Source organism: Streptomyces sp. NPDC028305, assembly GCF_055569495.1.
The window spans coordinates 1445780-1460898 of the sequence record NZ_JBVHTN010000001.1 but is presented as its reverse complement, the minus strand read 5'-3'; the positions used below and the strand labels follow the sequence as shown (position 1 = coordinate 1460898).

Genomic DNA, 15119 nt, shown 5'->3' with positions numbered 1-15119 from the left:
CCGTCAGGTCACCGCCACCCAGGAACAGCGGTGCTCGGGGCGGCCGGTGTCGCCGTATTCGCCACGCGCCCCGCTCGTCTCGTGAAAACGATCATCTGAAACCGGTGAACCCGGCGGGCGCGGGCGGTACTGCCGCGGCATCCGGCAAGAGGCCGGCGGCCGGTCAGCCCAGCACACGCAGCACCAGCCGCACCACTCCCCTGAACCCTCGCACGATCCACCCGAGGAGCCCCGCCTCCACGGCCAGCTCCGCGGCACCCGCCGCCACGTCCGGCCGCTGCGAGCCATAACTGCACCGGGAGCAGGAGCGGGGCCAACGGCGCTTTGACGCACCGCACTTCTTGCACATCGCCATGGTCCCATTCTCCCCTGCCACCACAGCCCGTCAGCTCACCGCCACCCACGAATAGCGGTGCTCGGGGCGGCCGGTGTCGCCGTATTTGAGGGTGAGGCTGATCCGGCCCGCGTGTTCCAGGTACTTGAGATAGCGCTGGGCGGTGGAGCGGCTGATGCCGGTGCGCTCGGCGACCTCATGCGCGGACAGCGGGTGTTCCGCCTGGTCCAGGGCGCGGCGGATGAGGGCGACGGTCGGCGCGGAGTGCCCCTTCGGCAGTACGGAGCGGGCGGTGGCGTCGGCGGTCCGGAACGCGCCGAAGATACGGTCCGCCCGCTCCTGGCCCGTCTCACCGCGCCCGCCGACCCCTTCGAGGGTGTGGCGCAGCGTCGTATAGCCGTCGAGCTTGGCCCGCAGCCCGGCGAAGTTGAACGGCTTGACCAGGTACTGGAGCGCGCCGTACCGCATGGCGGCCTGGACGGTGGCGACGTCGCAGGCCGCCGTCACCATGATCACGTCGGCGTGGTGGCCGAGCTGCCGCATCCGCCGTACGAGGGTCAGCCCGGTCTCGTCGGGCAGGTAGTGGTCGAGCAGGACGAGGTCGACGTGGGCGCGCTCCAGGGTCGCCAGGGCCTGGGCGGCGGTATGGGCGCGGGCGGCGACCCGGAAGCCGGGCACCTGGGCCACATACGCGGAGTTGATCTCGGCGACGTGGAAGTCGTCGTCCACGACAAGGACGTCGATCATCGTGACTCTCCCGCTGCGGTGAGCTGCTGGATGGGCGTGTTGTCGGCGTGGCCGCCGTCGGTCGGTGTGGGGGATGGATCGGGTTGCGGTGCCGGGTCCGGGGCTCCGTCCGGGTCGAGCGCCTCGGGCAGGATGACGGTGAACACCGCGCCCCCGCCCGCGCGGGCGGTGACGCGGGCCATTCCGCCGTACCGCTCGGCGAGCCGCCGCACCAGGGCCAGCCCGATGCCCCGGCCGCGCGGGGGCGGGGTCGTCGACAGGGGCCCCGGGGCGGGCAGCTTGGTGGACCAGCCCTGGGCGAAGATCTGTTCGCGCATCTCGGGCGGCACCCCCGGGCCGTTGTCGCTGACGCGCAGTACGGCGGTGGTGCCCTCGGCGCGCAGCTCGACCTCGACGAAGGAGTCGGGGCGTGGATGCGAGGCCACGGCGTCCAGGGCGTTGTCGATCAGGTTGCCGAGCACGGTCACCAGGTCGCGCGGGTCGACCACCCGCTCGGACAGCAGCGTTTGGGGGGAGACGCGCAGGGACACCCCGCGCTCCGCCACGATGGCGGCCTTCCCGACGAGCAGCGCCGACAGCAGCGGGTCGCGCACCCGCTCGGAGATCTGCTCGGCGGAGGCCCGGTGGGTGTCGGTGAGCCCGGCGATGAACTCCGCCGCCCGCTGGTGCAGACCGAGTTCCAGCAGCCCGAGCAGGGTGTGCAGCCGGTTGGCGTGCTCGTGGTCCTGGGCGCGCAGCGCGTCCAGCAGCCCGCGGGTGGAGTCCAGCTCCCGGCCCAGCAGCTCCAGTTCGGTGCGGTCGCGCAGGGTCGCCACGGCGCCGCCGTCCTTGGTCGGCATGCGGTTGGCGATCAGGACCCGGCCGCCGCTCACCGTCAGCAGATCGGCACCGTCGGCCCGTCCCGCCAGCACCTCCGTGGTACGGCCGGCGGGCAGCGTCTCCTCCAGGGTGTGGCCGGCGGCGTCCGCGCCGACGCCGAGCAGCCGCCGCGCCTCGTCGTTGATCAGACGGATCCGGCCCTCCCGGTCGAAGGCCACCACGCCCTCGCGGATGCCGTGCAGCATCGCCTCGCGCTCGTCGAGCAGCGCCGAGATATCGGCGAACGCGACCCCGTGCGTACGGCGGTGCAGGCTGCGCGAGACGGCGATCGCGGCCAGCACGCCCACGGCGAGCGCCATGCCCGCGTACAGCAGCAGCCGGGGCAGGGTGGCCAGCAGCTGATCGCGGACGCTGCCGTAGCCGATGCCGACCGACACCGCGCCGACGATCTTCCCGTCGTCGTCGCGCAGCGGCACCTTGGCGCGGGCCGAGCGGCCCAGCGTGCCGACGTCGATCTGCATGACCTGCTGCCCGGAGAGCGCCGCCTTCGGATCGGTCGAGACATGGTCGCCGATCCGGTCGGCGTTGGTGTGCGACCAGCGCACGCCGCGCCGGTCGAGCACCACCACGTACAGCGCCCCGGTGGCCCGGCGGATCCGCTCGGCCGTCTCCTGCACCGGCCCGCGCGGGCTCGGCTCGGTGTTCTGTAGATCGCGGGCGAGGCCGGGGTCGGCGGCGGTGGCCTGGGCGATGGAGAGCGCCTTGTGCATGGCCTGGTTGTCGATCTCGGAGCTGAGCGGGGCGAGAAAGAGCCCGGTGGCGAGCACCATCACCCCGACGGTGATGGTCAGCTGCACGGCCAGTACCTGGGCGGAGACGCGTCTGGGCCAGCGGATCCGCATCTGGGTCACTCCCGTCTCCTGGCCCTCCCCGTGAAGCGGTAGGGACTATTCCGTTTACGGCGCTGTAAACGCACGGTAAGGGCGGTCTGCGGTGGTTGCCCAGGGTCCGTAGCGGATTCGTTGCCGTAGCGCGAGCTAAACGAGCAGAACGGGGCTTGTGGGCACAAGAACGCGTTGTGCCCACAAGGCTGCCGGTGTGGCCCGCGCCACTCCTAGCCTCCCGGCCATGAGCAGACAAACGAGCCCTGCCATCGAGTTGCGGGGCGCGAGCAAGGTGTTCCGGACTCCGTCCGGGGGCCTCCACACCGCCGTCAGGGATCTGGACCTGACGGTCGGGCGGGGCGAGTTCGTCGCCGTGGTCGGCCCCACCGGATGCGGGAAGTCCACGACCCTGACCCTGGTCAGCGGGTTGGAGGAGCCCACGGAGGGCGATGTCCTGGTGACCGGCGAGCCGGTCCGCGGCATCGGGTCCAAGGTCGGCTTCGTCTTCCAGCAGGACGCGGTCTTCCCCTGGCGCAGCGTGCTGTCCAACGTGATGGCCGGGCCCCGCTTCCGCGGCGTACCGAAGGCGGAGGCCAAGGAGCGGGCGCGGGAGTGGCTCGCCCGGGTCGGGCTGGCGTCCTTCGAGGACCGCTACCCGCACCAGCTGTCCGGTGGCCAGCGCAAGCGCGTCGCGCTCGCGGCCACCTTCGTCAACGACCCCGAGATCCTGCTCATGGACGAGCCGTTCTCGGCGCTCGACGTGCAGACCCGGGCGCTGATGTCCGACGAACTGCTCGAGCTGTGGGCCGGGACCGGCGCCTCCGTCGTCTTCGTCACCCACGACCTGGAGGAGTCCATCGCCCTCGCCGACAAGGTCGTGGTCATGACCGCCGGCCCGGCGACCGTCAAGGAAGTGTTCGAGATCGATCTGCCACGGCCCCGCAAGGTCGAGTCGGTCCGGCTGGAGCCCCGGTTCATCGAGATCTACCGCGAGATCTGGTCCTCGCTCGGCGAAGAGGTGCGGATCACCCGCGAGAGAGGAGCCTCGCATGCCTGAGGCCACCACTGCCGCGCCCACCCCCGTCAAGGACGGGATCGCCAAGGGCCCCGGCACAAGCCGTACGACGGCCAGGGCACGGGCCGCCCGCAAACGCGCGATCCTCGTCCAGTCCACCCGCGCGCTGGTGCTGGTCGCGGTCATCGGGCTGTGGGAGTGGCTCGCCCGGACCTCCGTCATCGACCCGTTCAACTTCTCGATGCCCTCGAAGATCTGGGACCAGCTGAAGGACTGGATGCTGCACGGCACCGCGCAGGGCCCCCTGTGGGAGCAGGTCTGGACGACGCTCCAGGAGGCCCTCATCGGATGGGCCATCGGCGTGGCCGCCGGCGTCATCCTGGGCATCGGCCTCGGCCGCGCCCCCTTCCTCGCCGACGTACTGGGCCCCTACATCAAGGTGCTCAACGCGCTGCCCCGGATCGTCCTCGCCCCGATCTTCCTCATCTGGTTCGGCCTCGGCCCGGCCTCGAAGGTCGCCTCGGCGGTCGTGCTGGTCTTCTTCCCCGTCTTCTTCAACGCCTTCCAGGGCGCACGGGAGGTCGACCGCAACCTGGTGGCCAACTCCCGGATCCTCGGCGCGAGCAACCGCCAGGTCACCCTTCAGGTCGTGATCCCCGCGGCCACCTCGTGGATCTTCACCAGCCTCCATGTCAGCTTCGGCTTCGCGCTGATCGGCGCGATCGTCGGCGAGTACATCGGCGCCACGAAGGGGATCGGGCTGCTGGTCGCGACCTCACAGTCCACGTTCAACGCGGCCGGGGTGTACGCGGCGATGGTGATCCTCGCCGTGGTGGCCCTGCTGGCCGAGGGCCTGCTGACCTTCCTGGAGCGGCGGCTGTTCCGCTGGAAGCCGGCCCAGCCGGGCGCGGACCACTGACGCCGAGCCCTCTTTCCCTCCCCTCCCCTCTCCTCTGTTTTCCTCATCTCACAAGGACGTGACATGCGCAGCTATGCCAAGTTCTCCGCGGCGGCGGTCGCCGCGGCGCTGTCCCTGACCACCCTCACCGCTTGCGGCAGCGACTCCGGCGGGGACGGCAAGGACGGCAAGGTCAAGATCATGGTGGGTGGCCTCGACAAGGTCATCTACCTGCCCGCGATGCTCACCCAGCGGCTCGGCTACTTCAAGGACGAGGGCCTCGACGTCGAGCTCCTCACCGAGCCCGCCGGTGTGCAGGCCGAGACCTCACTGGTCTCCGGCGAGGTGCAGGGCGCGGTCGGCTTCTACGACCACACCCTGGACCTCCAGGTCAAGGGCAAGGAGGTGGAGTCCGTGGTGCAGTTCTCCCACGCACCCGGCGAGGTGGAGATCGTCTCCAACAAGGCGGCGGGGGAGATCACCTCGCCCAAGGACTTCAAGGGCAAGAAGCTCGGCGTCACCGGCCTCGGCTCCTCCACCGACTTCCTCACCAAGTACCTGGCCGTCAACAGCGGCGTGAAGACCAGCGAGTTCACCCCGGTCGCGGTCGGCGCTGGCCAGACCTTCATCGCCGCCCTGAAGCAGGGCGCGATCCAGGGCGGCATGACCACCGACCCCACCGTCGCGCAGGTCCTGGACCAGAAGCTCGGCAAGATCCTCGTCGACATGCGCACCCCCGAGGGCTCCAAGGCCGCCCTCGGCGGCCCGTACCCCTCCTCCAGCCTCTACATGAACACGTCCTGGGTGAACGGCCACAAGGACACCGTCCAGAAGCTGGCCAACGCGTTCGTGAAGACCCTCAAGTGGATGTCCACCCACAGCCCCGAGGAAATCGCCGCCAAGATGCCGGCCGACTACGCCCAGGGCGGCAAGGAGCTCTACGCCCAGGCGATCAAGAGCACTCTGCCGATGTTCACCACCGACGGCGTCATGCCGGCCGACGGCCCGGCGACGGTCGAGCGCGTCCTGAAGTCCTTCAACCCGAACCTGAAGAACGCCACGGTGGACCTGAACAAGACCTACACCACGGAGTTCGTCAAGAAGGCGAGCTGAGCCAGGGCCCCGGCCGGTCGGACAGCCGACCGGCCGGGCCGCTTACGGCGGGGCGCGTCAGCGGACGTAGCTCTTCAGGACGTCCGTGTCGAGCGTGATACCGACCGGATCGGGGAGCACCACCTGCTCCCCGAAGGGTGCCTCGTGGGTGTCGCGGTAGCGGCCGCTCTTCGGGTCGGGGTTGGTCTGGACGATGAGTGCGCAGGCGTCACGGTCCACGAGGAGATAGACGGGGATGCCCGCCGTCGCATAGGCAGCGGGCTTCTCGATGCGGTCGCGGCGGTTGGTGTCCCGGTCGTGCGAGGTGACCTCGACGGTCATGAGGACCCCGTCGGTGTCGGACCATTCACCATCTCCCGCGAAGCGTCCGTCAGGCGCCAGCACGCCGTCTGGGCGGGCGCGCCCCTTGCGGTATGCCTCGACCTTCAAACCGCAGTCGTTCGCGTAGAGCCAGAGATCGGGGCGGTTCTGCATGCAGCGCTTCTGCAGCCACTTGACGATCTCGCGGTGATCCCCGTCCGGCACGTACTTCTCCTCGATCCGTCCGTTGATGAACTCCAACAGGACGGTTTCGGGCGCGGCGGAGGCGATCTCCTCGAACTCCTCCACCAGCATGTGTGACGTGCGCTCGGTCATAACCGTCATGTTGCACCCCTTTCCTGGAGGAGGCCAGTGTTTCCGGACGCATGCTCGCCTGAGGCACATTCCGGCGAGGATCACTCCTGCGAGTGATTGTTCGATATCAGGCGGTGACGTCTCGCGCGGACCGGACCCTCCGGCGGTCCGCGGCGTCGAACACCGCCAGGGAGCGTGCCCCGGGCCGGACGGCCTGGTCCAAGCAGCGCAGGAGCGAGTCCTCCAGTCCCCCCACCGCTTCGGCGATCTCCTCCGCGACGTCCCGTGTGATCTCTTCCGCCACGTCGTCCACGGAAGCGTGAGGCCCGAGCTTGCTCACCGCGGCGGCCGCACGGGCTGGGGTCAGGAGCGCCGAGGCCTGGACCAGAAGCCAGGCGGGGACCCCGGCCGCCCCCTGCGGCGGTGCCAGATAGGGGCGTGAGCCGTCGAAGCGCTCGTCCTCGGCGAAGGCCTTCTGCTTCACCTTCGCCACCGGACGCGCGCGAGCGCCCGAAGGGCCCGACTCCCGCCATTCCCCGCCCGGCTTGAGGACATAGCCCTCGGCGAGGTTGTCGGCCAGCTCGGGAAGCCCGAAGAGGGCAGGCACCCTGGTGGGAAAGGCGCAAGGCAGGTCCTGGAGCCTGTTCAGCGGGCCCTGTCCGAGAGCGGGTACGCAGGTGAGCCCGGCGGCAGCGGCGGCATCGCGCAGAGCGCGGTCGGAGATCCAGCAGCGGCCTTCCGCGGTTTCGACCGAGGCGTCGAACAGCAGCCAGTGCAGGCCCGGCGCGTACCACACACCGGTCTGCACCGGATCGACGCCGGGAACAGCGGGAACATCCGGGTGTGGATAGCACCCGCCGGCCAGCTCACCGTAGACCGTCACCACCGCGGCAGTACCCCAAGCGACCCGCAGCACCGAGGCGAACCGGGCCGCCGCCACCGACAGTGCCGGCCAGATCCTGCTGACGCCGAAGAAGCCGTCCAGACCGTCATCTCCCAGCAGCTCACGCCGCTTCGCCGGACGGACGCCGGTGCTGTCGCAGGCCACCGCGAAGTGCGCTCCGTGCACCTTCTCCGCGGCGATCCACTCCCGCACCCCGGGCACGCCGATCCGCCCCCTCGAAGGGATCTTGGGGTACGGCCTCAGCGCAGATCCTTCAGACGAGCCTTCAGACGCGATGTCGGACATGAACGGGCATCATCGCCGTGCGCCAGGTCTGAGGCAACAGAGATTCATCGCCGTGGCCGAAAACGCGACTGGGGTTTCTCAGATAACCGAGAAACCCCAGGTCAGTGGCTTAAAAACCAAAGTGCGCCGCCAGGGACTCGAACCCCGGACCCGCTGATTAAGAGTCAGCTGCTCTAACCAACTGAGCTAGCGGCGCGTGCTGACGTCGTAAATACTACCCGGCCCGGAGGGGTGCTCCTGACCGCCGCCCGCCCTCAGATCGTGAGGGACAGCAGCACCGGAGCCGCCTCCCGGTTCAGGGTGTACGCGGCCTGGCGTAGGCGGTGGGCGTGCTCCAGAGGGAGGGAGAGGGCCAGGCAGCCGGCTGCGCGGCCGGCGGTTATGGGGACGGCGGCGCAGACCGTGCCGACGGCGTATTCCTGGATGTCGAGGACCGGGACCGTGGCGGGCTGGCTTTCCAGCTTGCGGAAGAGGACCTTCTCGTTGGTGGTCGTGCGGGAGGTGAGCCGCACGGTTTTGTGGCGGGAGAAGTGGTCGCGGCGGCCGTCGTGGTCGAGCTGGGTCAGCAGGCACTTGCCGACGGCCATGGCGTGGGCCGCGGAGCGGAAGTCGACCCATTCGTTGACCTTGGGGGTGCGCGGGCTGTCGGCGTACTGGGTGATGCGGACCTCGCCGTCGATATAGCGGCTGAGGTAGATCGCCGCGCCGACCGAGTCGCGCAGGGCGGAGAGCGACTTCTGGAGCTTGTGCTCGACCGCGGTCTGGCGGTCGGCGCCGGAGGAGCCGAGCAGGGAGAGCGAGGTGCCGGCGACATACGCGCCGTCCGTGACCTGCTCGATATAGCCCTCGCGGCGCAGCATCCGCAGCAGCTGGGCGAGGTGGGCCGGTGGCAGGCCGGTTTCGCGGGCGATGCCGGCGTCGGTCACGCCGTTGGTGTGGTGGGAGACGACTTCGAGGACCCGGAGGGCATGCCGCACCGAGTGGAACGGCGCGGTCGACTCGGGCTTGAGCGCCACGGTTTCCCCCCTAGCAGGTTGTGACCGCTTGCGTCGGCGCCGTCGCCGCAGGTCATGGCCATGGGATCAGCCCCTTGGTTCACCGATGGCAGCTTTTACCCGGCGCGGCTGCGTACCACGATAGCCGCCAAGCGGGCTATTCGGCGCGGGTGTTGGGCATATTGATGGCGAGTGGCGGGCCGCTCAGCAGCGGCGCGCCACCCTGGCATATGCCACAGGCATGTCCTGCGAGTGGTGGCCGACGGGGCTCCCGCCGACCACCGCGCCGTCCGCCGCTACAGCACCGCGCTCAGAAACTCGCGGGTACGCTCGTGTTCCGGCTCCGTGAAGATCTTCTCCGGCGGCCCGGCCTCGATCACCCGGCCCGAGTCGAACATCAACACCTCGTCCGAGATGTCCCGGGCGAAGTTCATCTCGTGGGTGACGCACAGCATCGTGATGTCCGTGGTGTGAGCTATGTCACGCAGCACGTCCAGCACCCCGGCCACCAGCTCCGGATCCAGCGCCGAGGTCACCTCGTCCAGCAGCATCACCTGCGGCCGCATCGCCAGCGCCCGCGCGATCGCGACCCGCTGCTGCTGCCCGCCGGACAGCTGGGTCGGATACGCGTCGCACTTGTCGCCGAGCCCGACCAGGTCCAGCAGCTCGCGCGCCCGCTCCTCGGCCTCGTCCTTGCTCAGGCCGAGCACATGCACCGGGGCCTCGGTGATGTTCCGCAGCACCCGCATGTTCGGGAAGAGGTTGAACTGCTGGAAGACCATGCCGATCTTTTTGCGCACCTCGCGGGTGTGCTTCTCGCTCGCCTCGACCATCTTTCCGCCGCGGTACTCATGCGTGAGACAGTCGCCGTCGACCTGGATCTTGCCCTGGTCCGGTTTGATCAGCGTCATCAGCAGCCGCAGGATCGTGGTCTTGCCGGACCCGGACGGGCCGATGAGGGTCACATGCTTCCCGGAGGACACCGAGAAGTCGAGGTCGTCGAGGACCGTGTTGTCGCCGAAGCGCTTGGTCACCCGGTCGAACCGGATCAGTTCGCTGCCGTCCACGGCAGGGTTCTTGTGCTCGGTTTCAGTGGCCAAGGCGACGCTCCAGGGCTCGCATGAGAAGGGATGCCGGATAGGCGATGAGGATGAAGGCGATGCCGACCATCGTGTAGGGCTCGATGTACTCGAAGGACGTGGCGCCGTGCGCCCGTGCCTTCTGGAGCATGTCGACGACCCCGATGAGCGCGAGCATCGGCGAGTCCTTCAGCATCGCGATCACGTAGTTGCCGAGGGCGGGCACCACGCGGCGGATCGCCTGCGGCAGGATCACCGCGACCCAGGTGCGGCCGCGCGAGAGGCTGAGCGCGGTGCACGCCTCCCACTGGCCCTTGGGCACTCCGTCGATGCCGGCCCGGTACACCTCGGCGGTGTACGTCGAGTAGTGCAGGCCGAGCGCGATCACGCCGGTGGTCAGGGCGGAGAACTTGATGTCCCAGGTCGGCAGCACGTAGTAGAAGAAGAACAGCTGGACCAGCAGTGGGGTGTTGCGGACGAACTCCACCACCGCGGCCACCGGCCAGCGCACCCAGCGCGTCGGGGAACGGAAGGCCAGCGCCCACACCAGCCCCAGGGCGAAGGACAGCACCGAGCCGAGGGCGGTGGCCTCCAGGGTGATCAGCAGTCCGTCGCCCAGCTCGGGGAGGAAGTCCTTGGCGACATCCCAGTCCCAGTTCACTTGGCACCTCCCGCCGCGATCAGGTTGGCGGGCTGCTCGGTCTCCTTGGAGGCGGACAGCTTCCTGGTCATCATCGGGCCCTTGCCGCGCCGCTCCGGCGCCTGCCCGATGCCCGCCTTGGCGCGCCGCTCCAGCAGCCGCATCAGCCGGGTGAGGACGAAGGCCAGGACGAAGTAGAGGACGAGGATGATCGAGTAGATCTCCAGGCTGTCACCGGTCGCCAGCCGCGAGAGCTGGGCGGCGAAGGTGATGTCCGCGACGCTCACCGCGGAGACCAGCGCCGTCGCCTTCAGCAGCTCGATCAGCAGGTTGTTGAACGGCGGGATCATCTCGGGGATCGCCTGCGGCAGGATCACCCGCCGCATCCGCTGCGCGGGCGTGAAGCTGAGCGCGAGCGCCGCCTCGCGCTGCGCGGGGGACACGGCGGCGATCGCGCCGCGCACGATCTCGGAGCCGTACGCGCCGTACGTCAGGCCCAGGGCGAGCACCGCCGCCCACATCGGCAGCAGCTGGAACTGGAACCCCAGCGGCATCACGAAGAACAGCCAGAACATCAGCACCAGGGCCGAGGTGCCGCGGAAGATCTCGACGTAGAAGCCCGTGAGGAAGCGGACGATCCACAGTCTGGAGGTACGGGCGATGCCGACCCCGAAGGCGACGACGGTGGCGAAGAGCGCGCTGTAGAGGGTGAGCTGGATGGTGATCCAGATCCCCGGAAGGAGCCATTTCTCCCACAGTCCGGCTGTCATCGGCACAGCTCCTTGGCGGTCAGATCCGTCATCTCGGCCTTGGTGAAGCCGAACGGCCCGACGATGCGCAGGAGTTCGCCGCTCTTCTTCATCTTGTGCAGCTCGACGTTGAAGGCGTCCCGGAGGTCGGTCTCCTCGGGGCGGAAGGCGAAGCCGCCCGCGCCGATGTCCGGCTTTCCGTCGAGCAGCGCCTGGAACGGCTCGGTCGCTTCGACCCGGCGGCCCCCGCTCTGCCGGACCACGTTGCGTACCGTCACCGCCGTGCCCGCGAAGGCGTCGGCGCGGCCCTGCTCGACCGCCAGCAGCCCGGCCAGCTGGTCGGGGAGGACCATGATGTCGCCCTCCTTCACCCCGGCGTTGACCGCGTAGCCGATCTGGGCGTACGCGGAGCCGCTGGCGAGCTTCGCGCCCGACTTGACGATGTCCTCGTAGGTGTGGAGGTTCTTGGGGTTGCCCTTGCGCACGATGAACGAGTCACGGACGCGATAGTCGGGATCCGAGAAGATCACCTGCTGACAGCGATCCGGATTGATGTACATGCCGGCGGAGACCACGTCGAATTGCTGCGAGCGCAGCCCGGGTATCAGCGAGGCGAACTCGGTCGGGACCGGCTGGACATGTGCCACCCCCAGCCGTTTGAAGATCACTTTCGCGATTTCCGGCGCCTCGCCGGTGAAGTCTCCGTTCTTGTCGATGTATCCGAACGGGATCTCACCCGCGATGCCCAGACGTACCGTCCCCTGCGACCGCAGGCGCGTCAGCAGGTTTCCCCCATCCTTGGCTTCGGCGCTGGACACCCGGCTACAGGCCGTGGCGCCCAGCAGACCTATGGCCGCTCCGCCCGCCAGAAGCGCGCGGCGGTCCAGCCGTCTTCCGCTGTTGTCCTTGTGTGTCCGTCGTGGTGGAGCCATGGGCGCGCGGCTACCCGACCGCACGCGAAATATGCAGATCGTTTTCAGCCCTTGACGCTTGGTCGGGCTGGGTAGGCGCACTCGGCAACAGGTCCGCAAACGAGCGGGAGGAATGTCATGGCTGACCGGTTTATCGAGGTATCGCTCGCCAAGAGGGGCGTGAGTTGCACGGCGAAACTCCTCGACGACCGCGCGCCCATCACCTGCGAGGCGGTGTGGAACGCGCTGCCCCTGGGAGGCGACGTCTACCACGCGAAGTACGCGCGCAACGAGATCTACGCGCTGCTGCCCCCCTTCGCCCCCGAGGAGCCACCCCTGGAGAACCCGACCATCACCCCCATCCCCGGCGACCTGTGCTACTTCAGCTTCACCGACACCCAGCTGGGCACCGCCTCCTACGGCTATGAGCGGCAGGCCAAGCACCAGGGGCAGCAGCGGGTCGTCGACCTCGCCCTCTTCTACGAACGCAACAACCTGCTGATCAACGGCGACGCCGGGTGGGTGCCTGGCATCGTCTGGGGCGCGGTCGTCGACGGGCTGGACGAGATGGCCGACGCCTGCCAGGACCTGTGGCGGGCCGGCGCCCTGGGGGAGACGCTGAGCTTCCGCCGGGCGTAGGCGGGCGGTTCCGTCCCATCCGGGCTGTGCGGCCCGGATGGGACGGGACGGTCCGTACGGGGCCGGGTTGTCCCCGTCCGTCAGGCGGCCTGGGCCGGCGGCCTGACGCCGTCCGCCAGGCCTGCCTCGTACAGCGCGTGCGCCGCCCGCAGCACCAGCGCGTCCGCGTGGCGGGCGCCAACCAGCTGCACCCCGATCGGCAGCCCCTCGGCGGAGAGGCCGCAGGGCACGCTCGCCGCGGGCTGCTGGGTCATGTTGAAGGGGTAGGTGAAGGGCGTCCAGCCGGTCCACCGGGAGTGGCCCGAACCCTTCGGCACCTCGACCCCCGCCTCGAAGGCGGTGATCGGCAGCGTCGGGGTGACCAGCAGGTCGTACGCGGAGTGGAACCGCCCCATGGCGTGTCCGAGCGCCATGCGCACATCGACGGCGGCGAGATAGTCCAGCGCGCTGTACGAGGCGCCCTGGGCGCAGATCTCGCGCAGCCCCGGGTCCAGCAGCTCCCACTTGTCCTGCCCCAGCGGCTGCACCACCCGCGCCGCGCCGCTGAACCACAGCGTGTGGAACGCCTCGACCGGGTCCTCGATGCCCGGGTCGATCTCCTCCACGGACGCACCCAGCCCGGCCAGCAGATCCACCGCCCGCCGCACCGCCGCCGCCACCTCCGGGTCCACCGCCGCCGAGCCGCCGAGCGCCGGGCTGTAGGCGACCCGCAACCCGTCCACGCCGCCCCTCCCCGCCGTGATGGCCTCTTGGAAGCTGCCTTCCGGGGGCGCGAGCTGGGACCAGTCGCGCCAGTCCGGGCCGGAGATCACATCCATCAGAAGGGCCGCGTCGGCCGCGTCCCGCGTCATCGGGCCCACATGAGCGAGCGTCCCGAACGCGCTCGCCGGATACAGCGGGACCCTCCCATAGGTGGGTTTCAACGCGAAGACGCCGCAGAAGGAGGCCGGAATGCGCACCGAACCGCCGCCGTCCGTCCCCAGACTCAGCGGACCCGCGCCCAGCGCCACCGCGGCCGCGCTGCCCCCACTGGAGCCGCCCGCGGTGCGGCGCGGGTCGTACGGATTGCCGGTCACCCCGTACACCGGGCTGTCCGTGACGCCCTTCCAGCCGAACTCGGGGGTCGTCGTCTTCCCCAGGAACACCGCGCCGTGCTCGCGCAGCCGGGCCACCGAGGGCGCGTCCTCGTCCCAGGCCCGGCCCTCGGCCTCGACGGTCAGCGAGCCGCGCAGCGTGGGGCCGCCGCGCTGGAGCAGGATGTCCTTGACCGACACCGGCACCCCGTCCACCAGACCGGCCGGTTCGCCGCGCCGCCACCGCTCGGCCGACTCCTCGGCCTGCCGCAGCGCGGCCTCCGCGTCGACCCGGCTGAACGCGTTGACCTCCGGCTGGATCTGCTCGATCCGCCCCAGCGCGGCGCGGGTCGCCTCGACGGGGGAGAGTTGGCCCGAGGCGTACCGTTCGAGGAGTTGAACAGCTGTCAGATCGTGGATGTCGGTCATCCACCGTCTCCTTTCAGTCGACCGGTACGTACCCCAGGCGCTTGTCGATGACGTTGAGCAGCGGCTCGCCCGCGGCCCAGCGGTCGTAGTTGTCCTGGAACTGCTCGGCCAGCTGGTCCCGCCAGCCGACCGTGTCGCCGCTCATATGGGGCGAGACGAACAGCCCCGGCACATCCCACAGCGGGTCGTCGGCGGCCAGCGGCTCATGCTCGAACACATCCAGCGCCGCGCCGCCGATCCGCCGCGCGGTCAGCGCCGCCACCAGGTCGTCCGTCACGACCAGCGGCCCGCGCCCCACGTTGACGAACAGGGCGCCCGGCTTCATCCGGGCGAAGGCCTCCCGCCCGAACATGCCGCGCGTGCCGTCGGTCAGCGGCGCCGCGCACACCACCCAATCGGCCTCCGGCAGCAGGCCGTTCAGCTCGTCGCCGCCGCGCACCCCCTCGCGCGCCGTACGCCCCACCAGGTCGACCGCGATGCCGAGCGCGCCCAGCGTACGGCCGATGGCCCGCCCGATCGGGCCGGCGCCGACGACGACCGCCCGGGACCCGGCCAGCCGCACCGTCTCGCGATGGCGCCAGCGGCGCTGCCGCTGAAGCTCCCAACTGCCGTGGAAGTCCTTGGCCATGGCGATGACGAGCCCCGCGACATACTCGGCGATCGGCTGCTCGAAGACGCCGCGGGCGTTGGTCACCACCGTGTCCGACGCGGTCAGTTCGGGGCACATCAGCCGCTCCACGCCCGCGCTCGCGGTGTGGACCCAGCGCGGCCGGGGTCCGCCGCCGGGCCAGGCGGCGCGTACCGCGTCGGAGGCGAAGTCCCAGACGAGCAGGGCGTCGGCGGCGGGCAGCAGTTCGGGCAGCGAGGACTCGTCGCACACGAGGATCCTGGCCCGGCCGGCCAGCCGGTCGAGACGGACTGGAGGGTCGTCTCCGAAGACGACCAGAGTGCTTTCGGTCATGGGCGGGAAACCGTTTCGAAACGTAGGTG

The 15119-nt window shown here is 70.0% G+C and carries 16 protein-coding genes and 1 tRNA gene; 4 read left to right on the top strand and 13 right to left on the bottom strand.

Features of this window, described 5'->3' with window-relative positions:
• Positions 1–163: 163 nt before the first annotated feature.
• From ACZ4WQ_RS06690 to ACZ4WQ_RS06680, 3 genes are read right to left on the bottom strand one after another with little or no spacing between them, the layout of a single operon-like run.
• Positions 164–355: a hypothetical protein gene (locus ACZ4WQ_RS06690; RefSeq protein WP_468022080.1), complete on the bottom strand. Its 192-nt coding sequence runs from the start codon at positions 353–355 to the stop codon at positions 164–166.
• A gap of 30 nt (positions 356–385) precedes the next feature.
• Positions 386–1081 carry a response regulator gene (locus ACZ4WQ_RS06685; RefSeq protein WP_398369086.1) on the bottom strand — a complete coding sequence of 232 codons (696 nt, stop codon included), beginning with the start codon at positions 1079–1081 and terminating at the stop codon, positions 386–388.
• A complete protein-coding gene (locus ACZ4WQ_RS06680; RefSeq protein ID WP_358847453.1) occupies positions 1078–2802 on the bottom strand; it encodes a sensor histidine kinase in 1725 nt (574 codons plus the stop codon). The genes ACZ4WQ_RS06685 and ACZ4WQ_RS06680 overlap by 4 nt, the downstream gene beginning before the upstream one ends.
• Positions 2803–3028: 226 nt before the next feature.
• Here ACZ4WQ_RS06680 and ACZ4WQ_RS06675 point away from each other — a divergent pair, with 226 nt between their 5' ends.
• From ACZ4WQ_RS06675 to ACZ4WQ_RS06665, 3 genes are all read left to right on the top strand, one after another.
• Positions 3029–3841, top strand: a complete 813-nt coding sequence (locus ACZ4WQ_RS06675; protein WP_361189289.1) for an ABC transporter ATP-binding protein — start codon at positions 3029–3031, stop codon at positions 3839–3841.
• Entirely contained in the window at positions 3834–4718 is an 885-nt protein-coding gene (locus ACZ4WQ_RS06670; RefSeq protein WP_358847447.1) for an ABC transporter permease, read from the top strand. The genes ACZ4WQ_RS06675 and ACZ4WQ_RS06670 overlap by 8 nt, the downstream gene beginning before the upstream one ends.
• Positions 4719–4781: 63 nt before the next feature.
• On the top strand, positions 4782–5810 hold the full coding sequence (locus tag ACZ4WQ_RS06665; RefSeq protein ID WP_311730462.1) for an ABC transporter substrate-binding protein: 1029 nt from the start codon (positions 4782–4784) through the stop codon (positions 5808–5810).
• A gap of 57 nt (positions 5811–5867) precedes the next feature.
• Here the strand turns inward: ACZ4WQ_RS06665 and ACZ4WQ_RS06660 are convergent, their stop codons facing one another.
• The 8 genes from ACZ4WQ_RS06660 to ehuB form a co-directional block, all read right to left on the bottom strand.
• The gene (locus ACZ4WQ_RS06660; protein ID WP_361189293.1) at positions 5868–6455 is read right to left on the bottom strand and encodes a Uma2 family endonuclease; all 588 of its coding nucleotides are present in this window, start codon (positions 6453–6455) and stop codon (positions 5868–5870) included.
• A gap of 97 nt (positions 6456–6552) precedes the next feature.
• Positions 6553–7530: an RNA ligase family protein gene (locus ACZ4WQ_RS06655; RefSeq protein ID WP_398369089.1), complete on the bottom strand. Its 978-nt coding sequence runs from the start codon at positions 7528–7530 to the stop codon at positions 6553–6555.
• Between the two features lie 206 nt (positions 7531–7736).
• Positions 7737–7810 (bottom strand) — tRNA-Lys (locus ACZ4WQ_RS06650).
• 58 nt (positions 7811–7868) lie between these two features.
• Entirely contained in the window at positions 7869–8630 is a 762-nt protein-coding gene (locus ACZ4WQ_RS06645) for an IclR family transcriptional regulator (protein ID WP_358847450.1), read from the bottom strand.
• Between the two features lie 275 nt (positions 8631–8905).
• Positions 8906–9676, bottom strand: coding sequence for an ectoine/hydroxyectoine ABC transporter ATP-binding protein EhuA (gene ehuA / locus ACZ4WQ_RS06640; RefSeq protein ID WP_311730475.1), 771 nt, complete (start codon positions 9674–9676; stop codon positions 8906–8908).
• A gap of 22 nt (positions 9677–9698) precedes the next feature.
• Positions 9699–10349 carry an ectoine/hydroxyectoine ABC transporter permease subunit EhuD gene (gene ehuD, locus ACZ4WQ_RS06635; RefSeq protein WP_311730456.1) on the bottom strand — a complete coding sequence of 217 codons (651 nt, stop codon included), beginning with the start codon at positions 10347–10349 and terminating at the stop codon, positions 9699–9701.
• Entirely contained in the window at positions 10346–11098 is a 753-nt protein-coding gene (gene ehuC / locus ACZ4WQ_RS06630; protein ID WP_398369092.1) for an ectoine/hydroxyectoine ABC transporter permease subunit EhuC, read from the bottom strand. The genes ehuD and ehuC overlap by 4 nt, the downstream gene beginning before the upstream one ends.
• Positions 11095–12009, bottom strand: coding sequence for an ectoine/hydroxyectoine ABC transporter substrate-binding protein EhuB (gene ehuB / locus ACZ4WQ_RS06625; RefSeq protein ID WP_398369094.1), 915 nt, complete (start codon positions 12007–12009; stop codon positions 11095–11097). The genes ehuC and ehuB overlap by 4 nt, the downstream gene beginning before the upstream one ends.
• A gap of 117 nt (positions 12010–12126) precedes the next feature.
• Between ehuB and ACZ4WQ_RS06620 the strand changes: the two genes are divergently transcribed.
• On the top strand, positions 12127–12627 hold the full coding sequence (locus tag ACZ4WQ_RS06620) for a DUF3830 family protein (protein ID WP_311730453.1): 501 nt from the start codon (positions 12127–12129) through the stop codon (positions 12625–12627).
• Positions 12628–12707: 80 nt separating this feature from the next.
• Here ACZ4WQ_RS06620 and ACZ4WQ_RS06615 read toward each other — a convergent pair whose 3' ends face one another.
• Both ACZ4WQ_RS06615 and ACZ4WQ_RS06610 read right to left on the bottom strand, forming a co-directional pair.
• Positions 12708–14129, bottom strand: a complete 1422-nt coding sequence (locus ACZ4WQ_RS06615) for an amidase (protein ID WP_398369096.1) — start codon at positions 14127–14129, stop codon at positions 12708–12710.
• 13 nt (positions 14130–14142) lie between these two features.
• Entirely contained in the window at positions 14143–15090 is a 948-nt protein-coding gene (locus tag ACZ4WQ_RS06610) for a D-2-hydroxyacid dehydrogenase (protein ID WP_385347136.1), read from the bottom strand.
• Between the last annotated feature and the right edge of the window lie 29 nt (positions 15091–15119).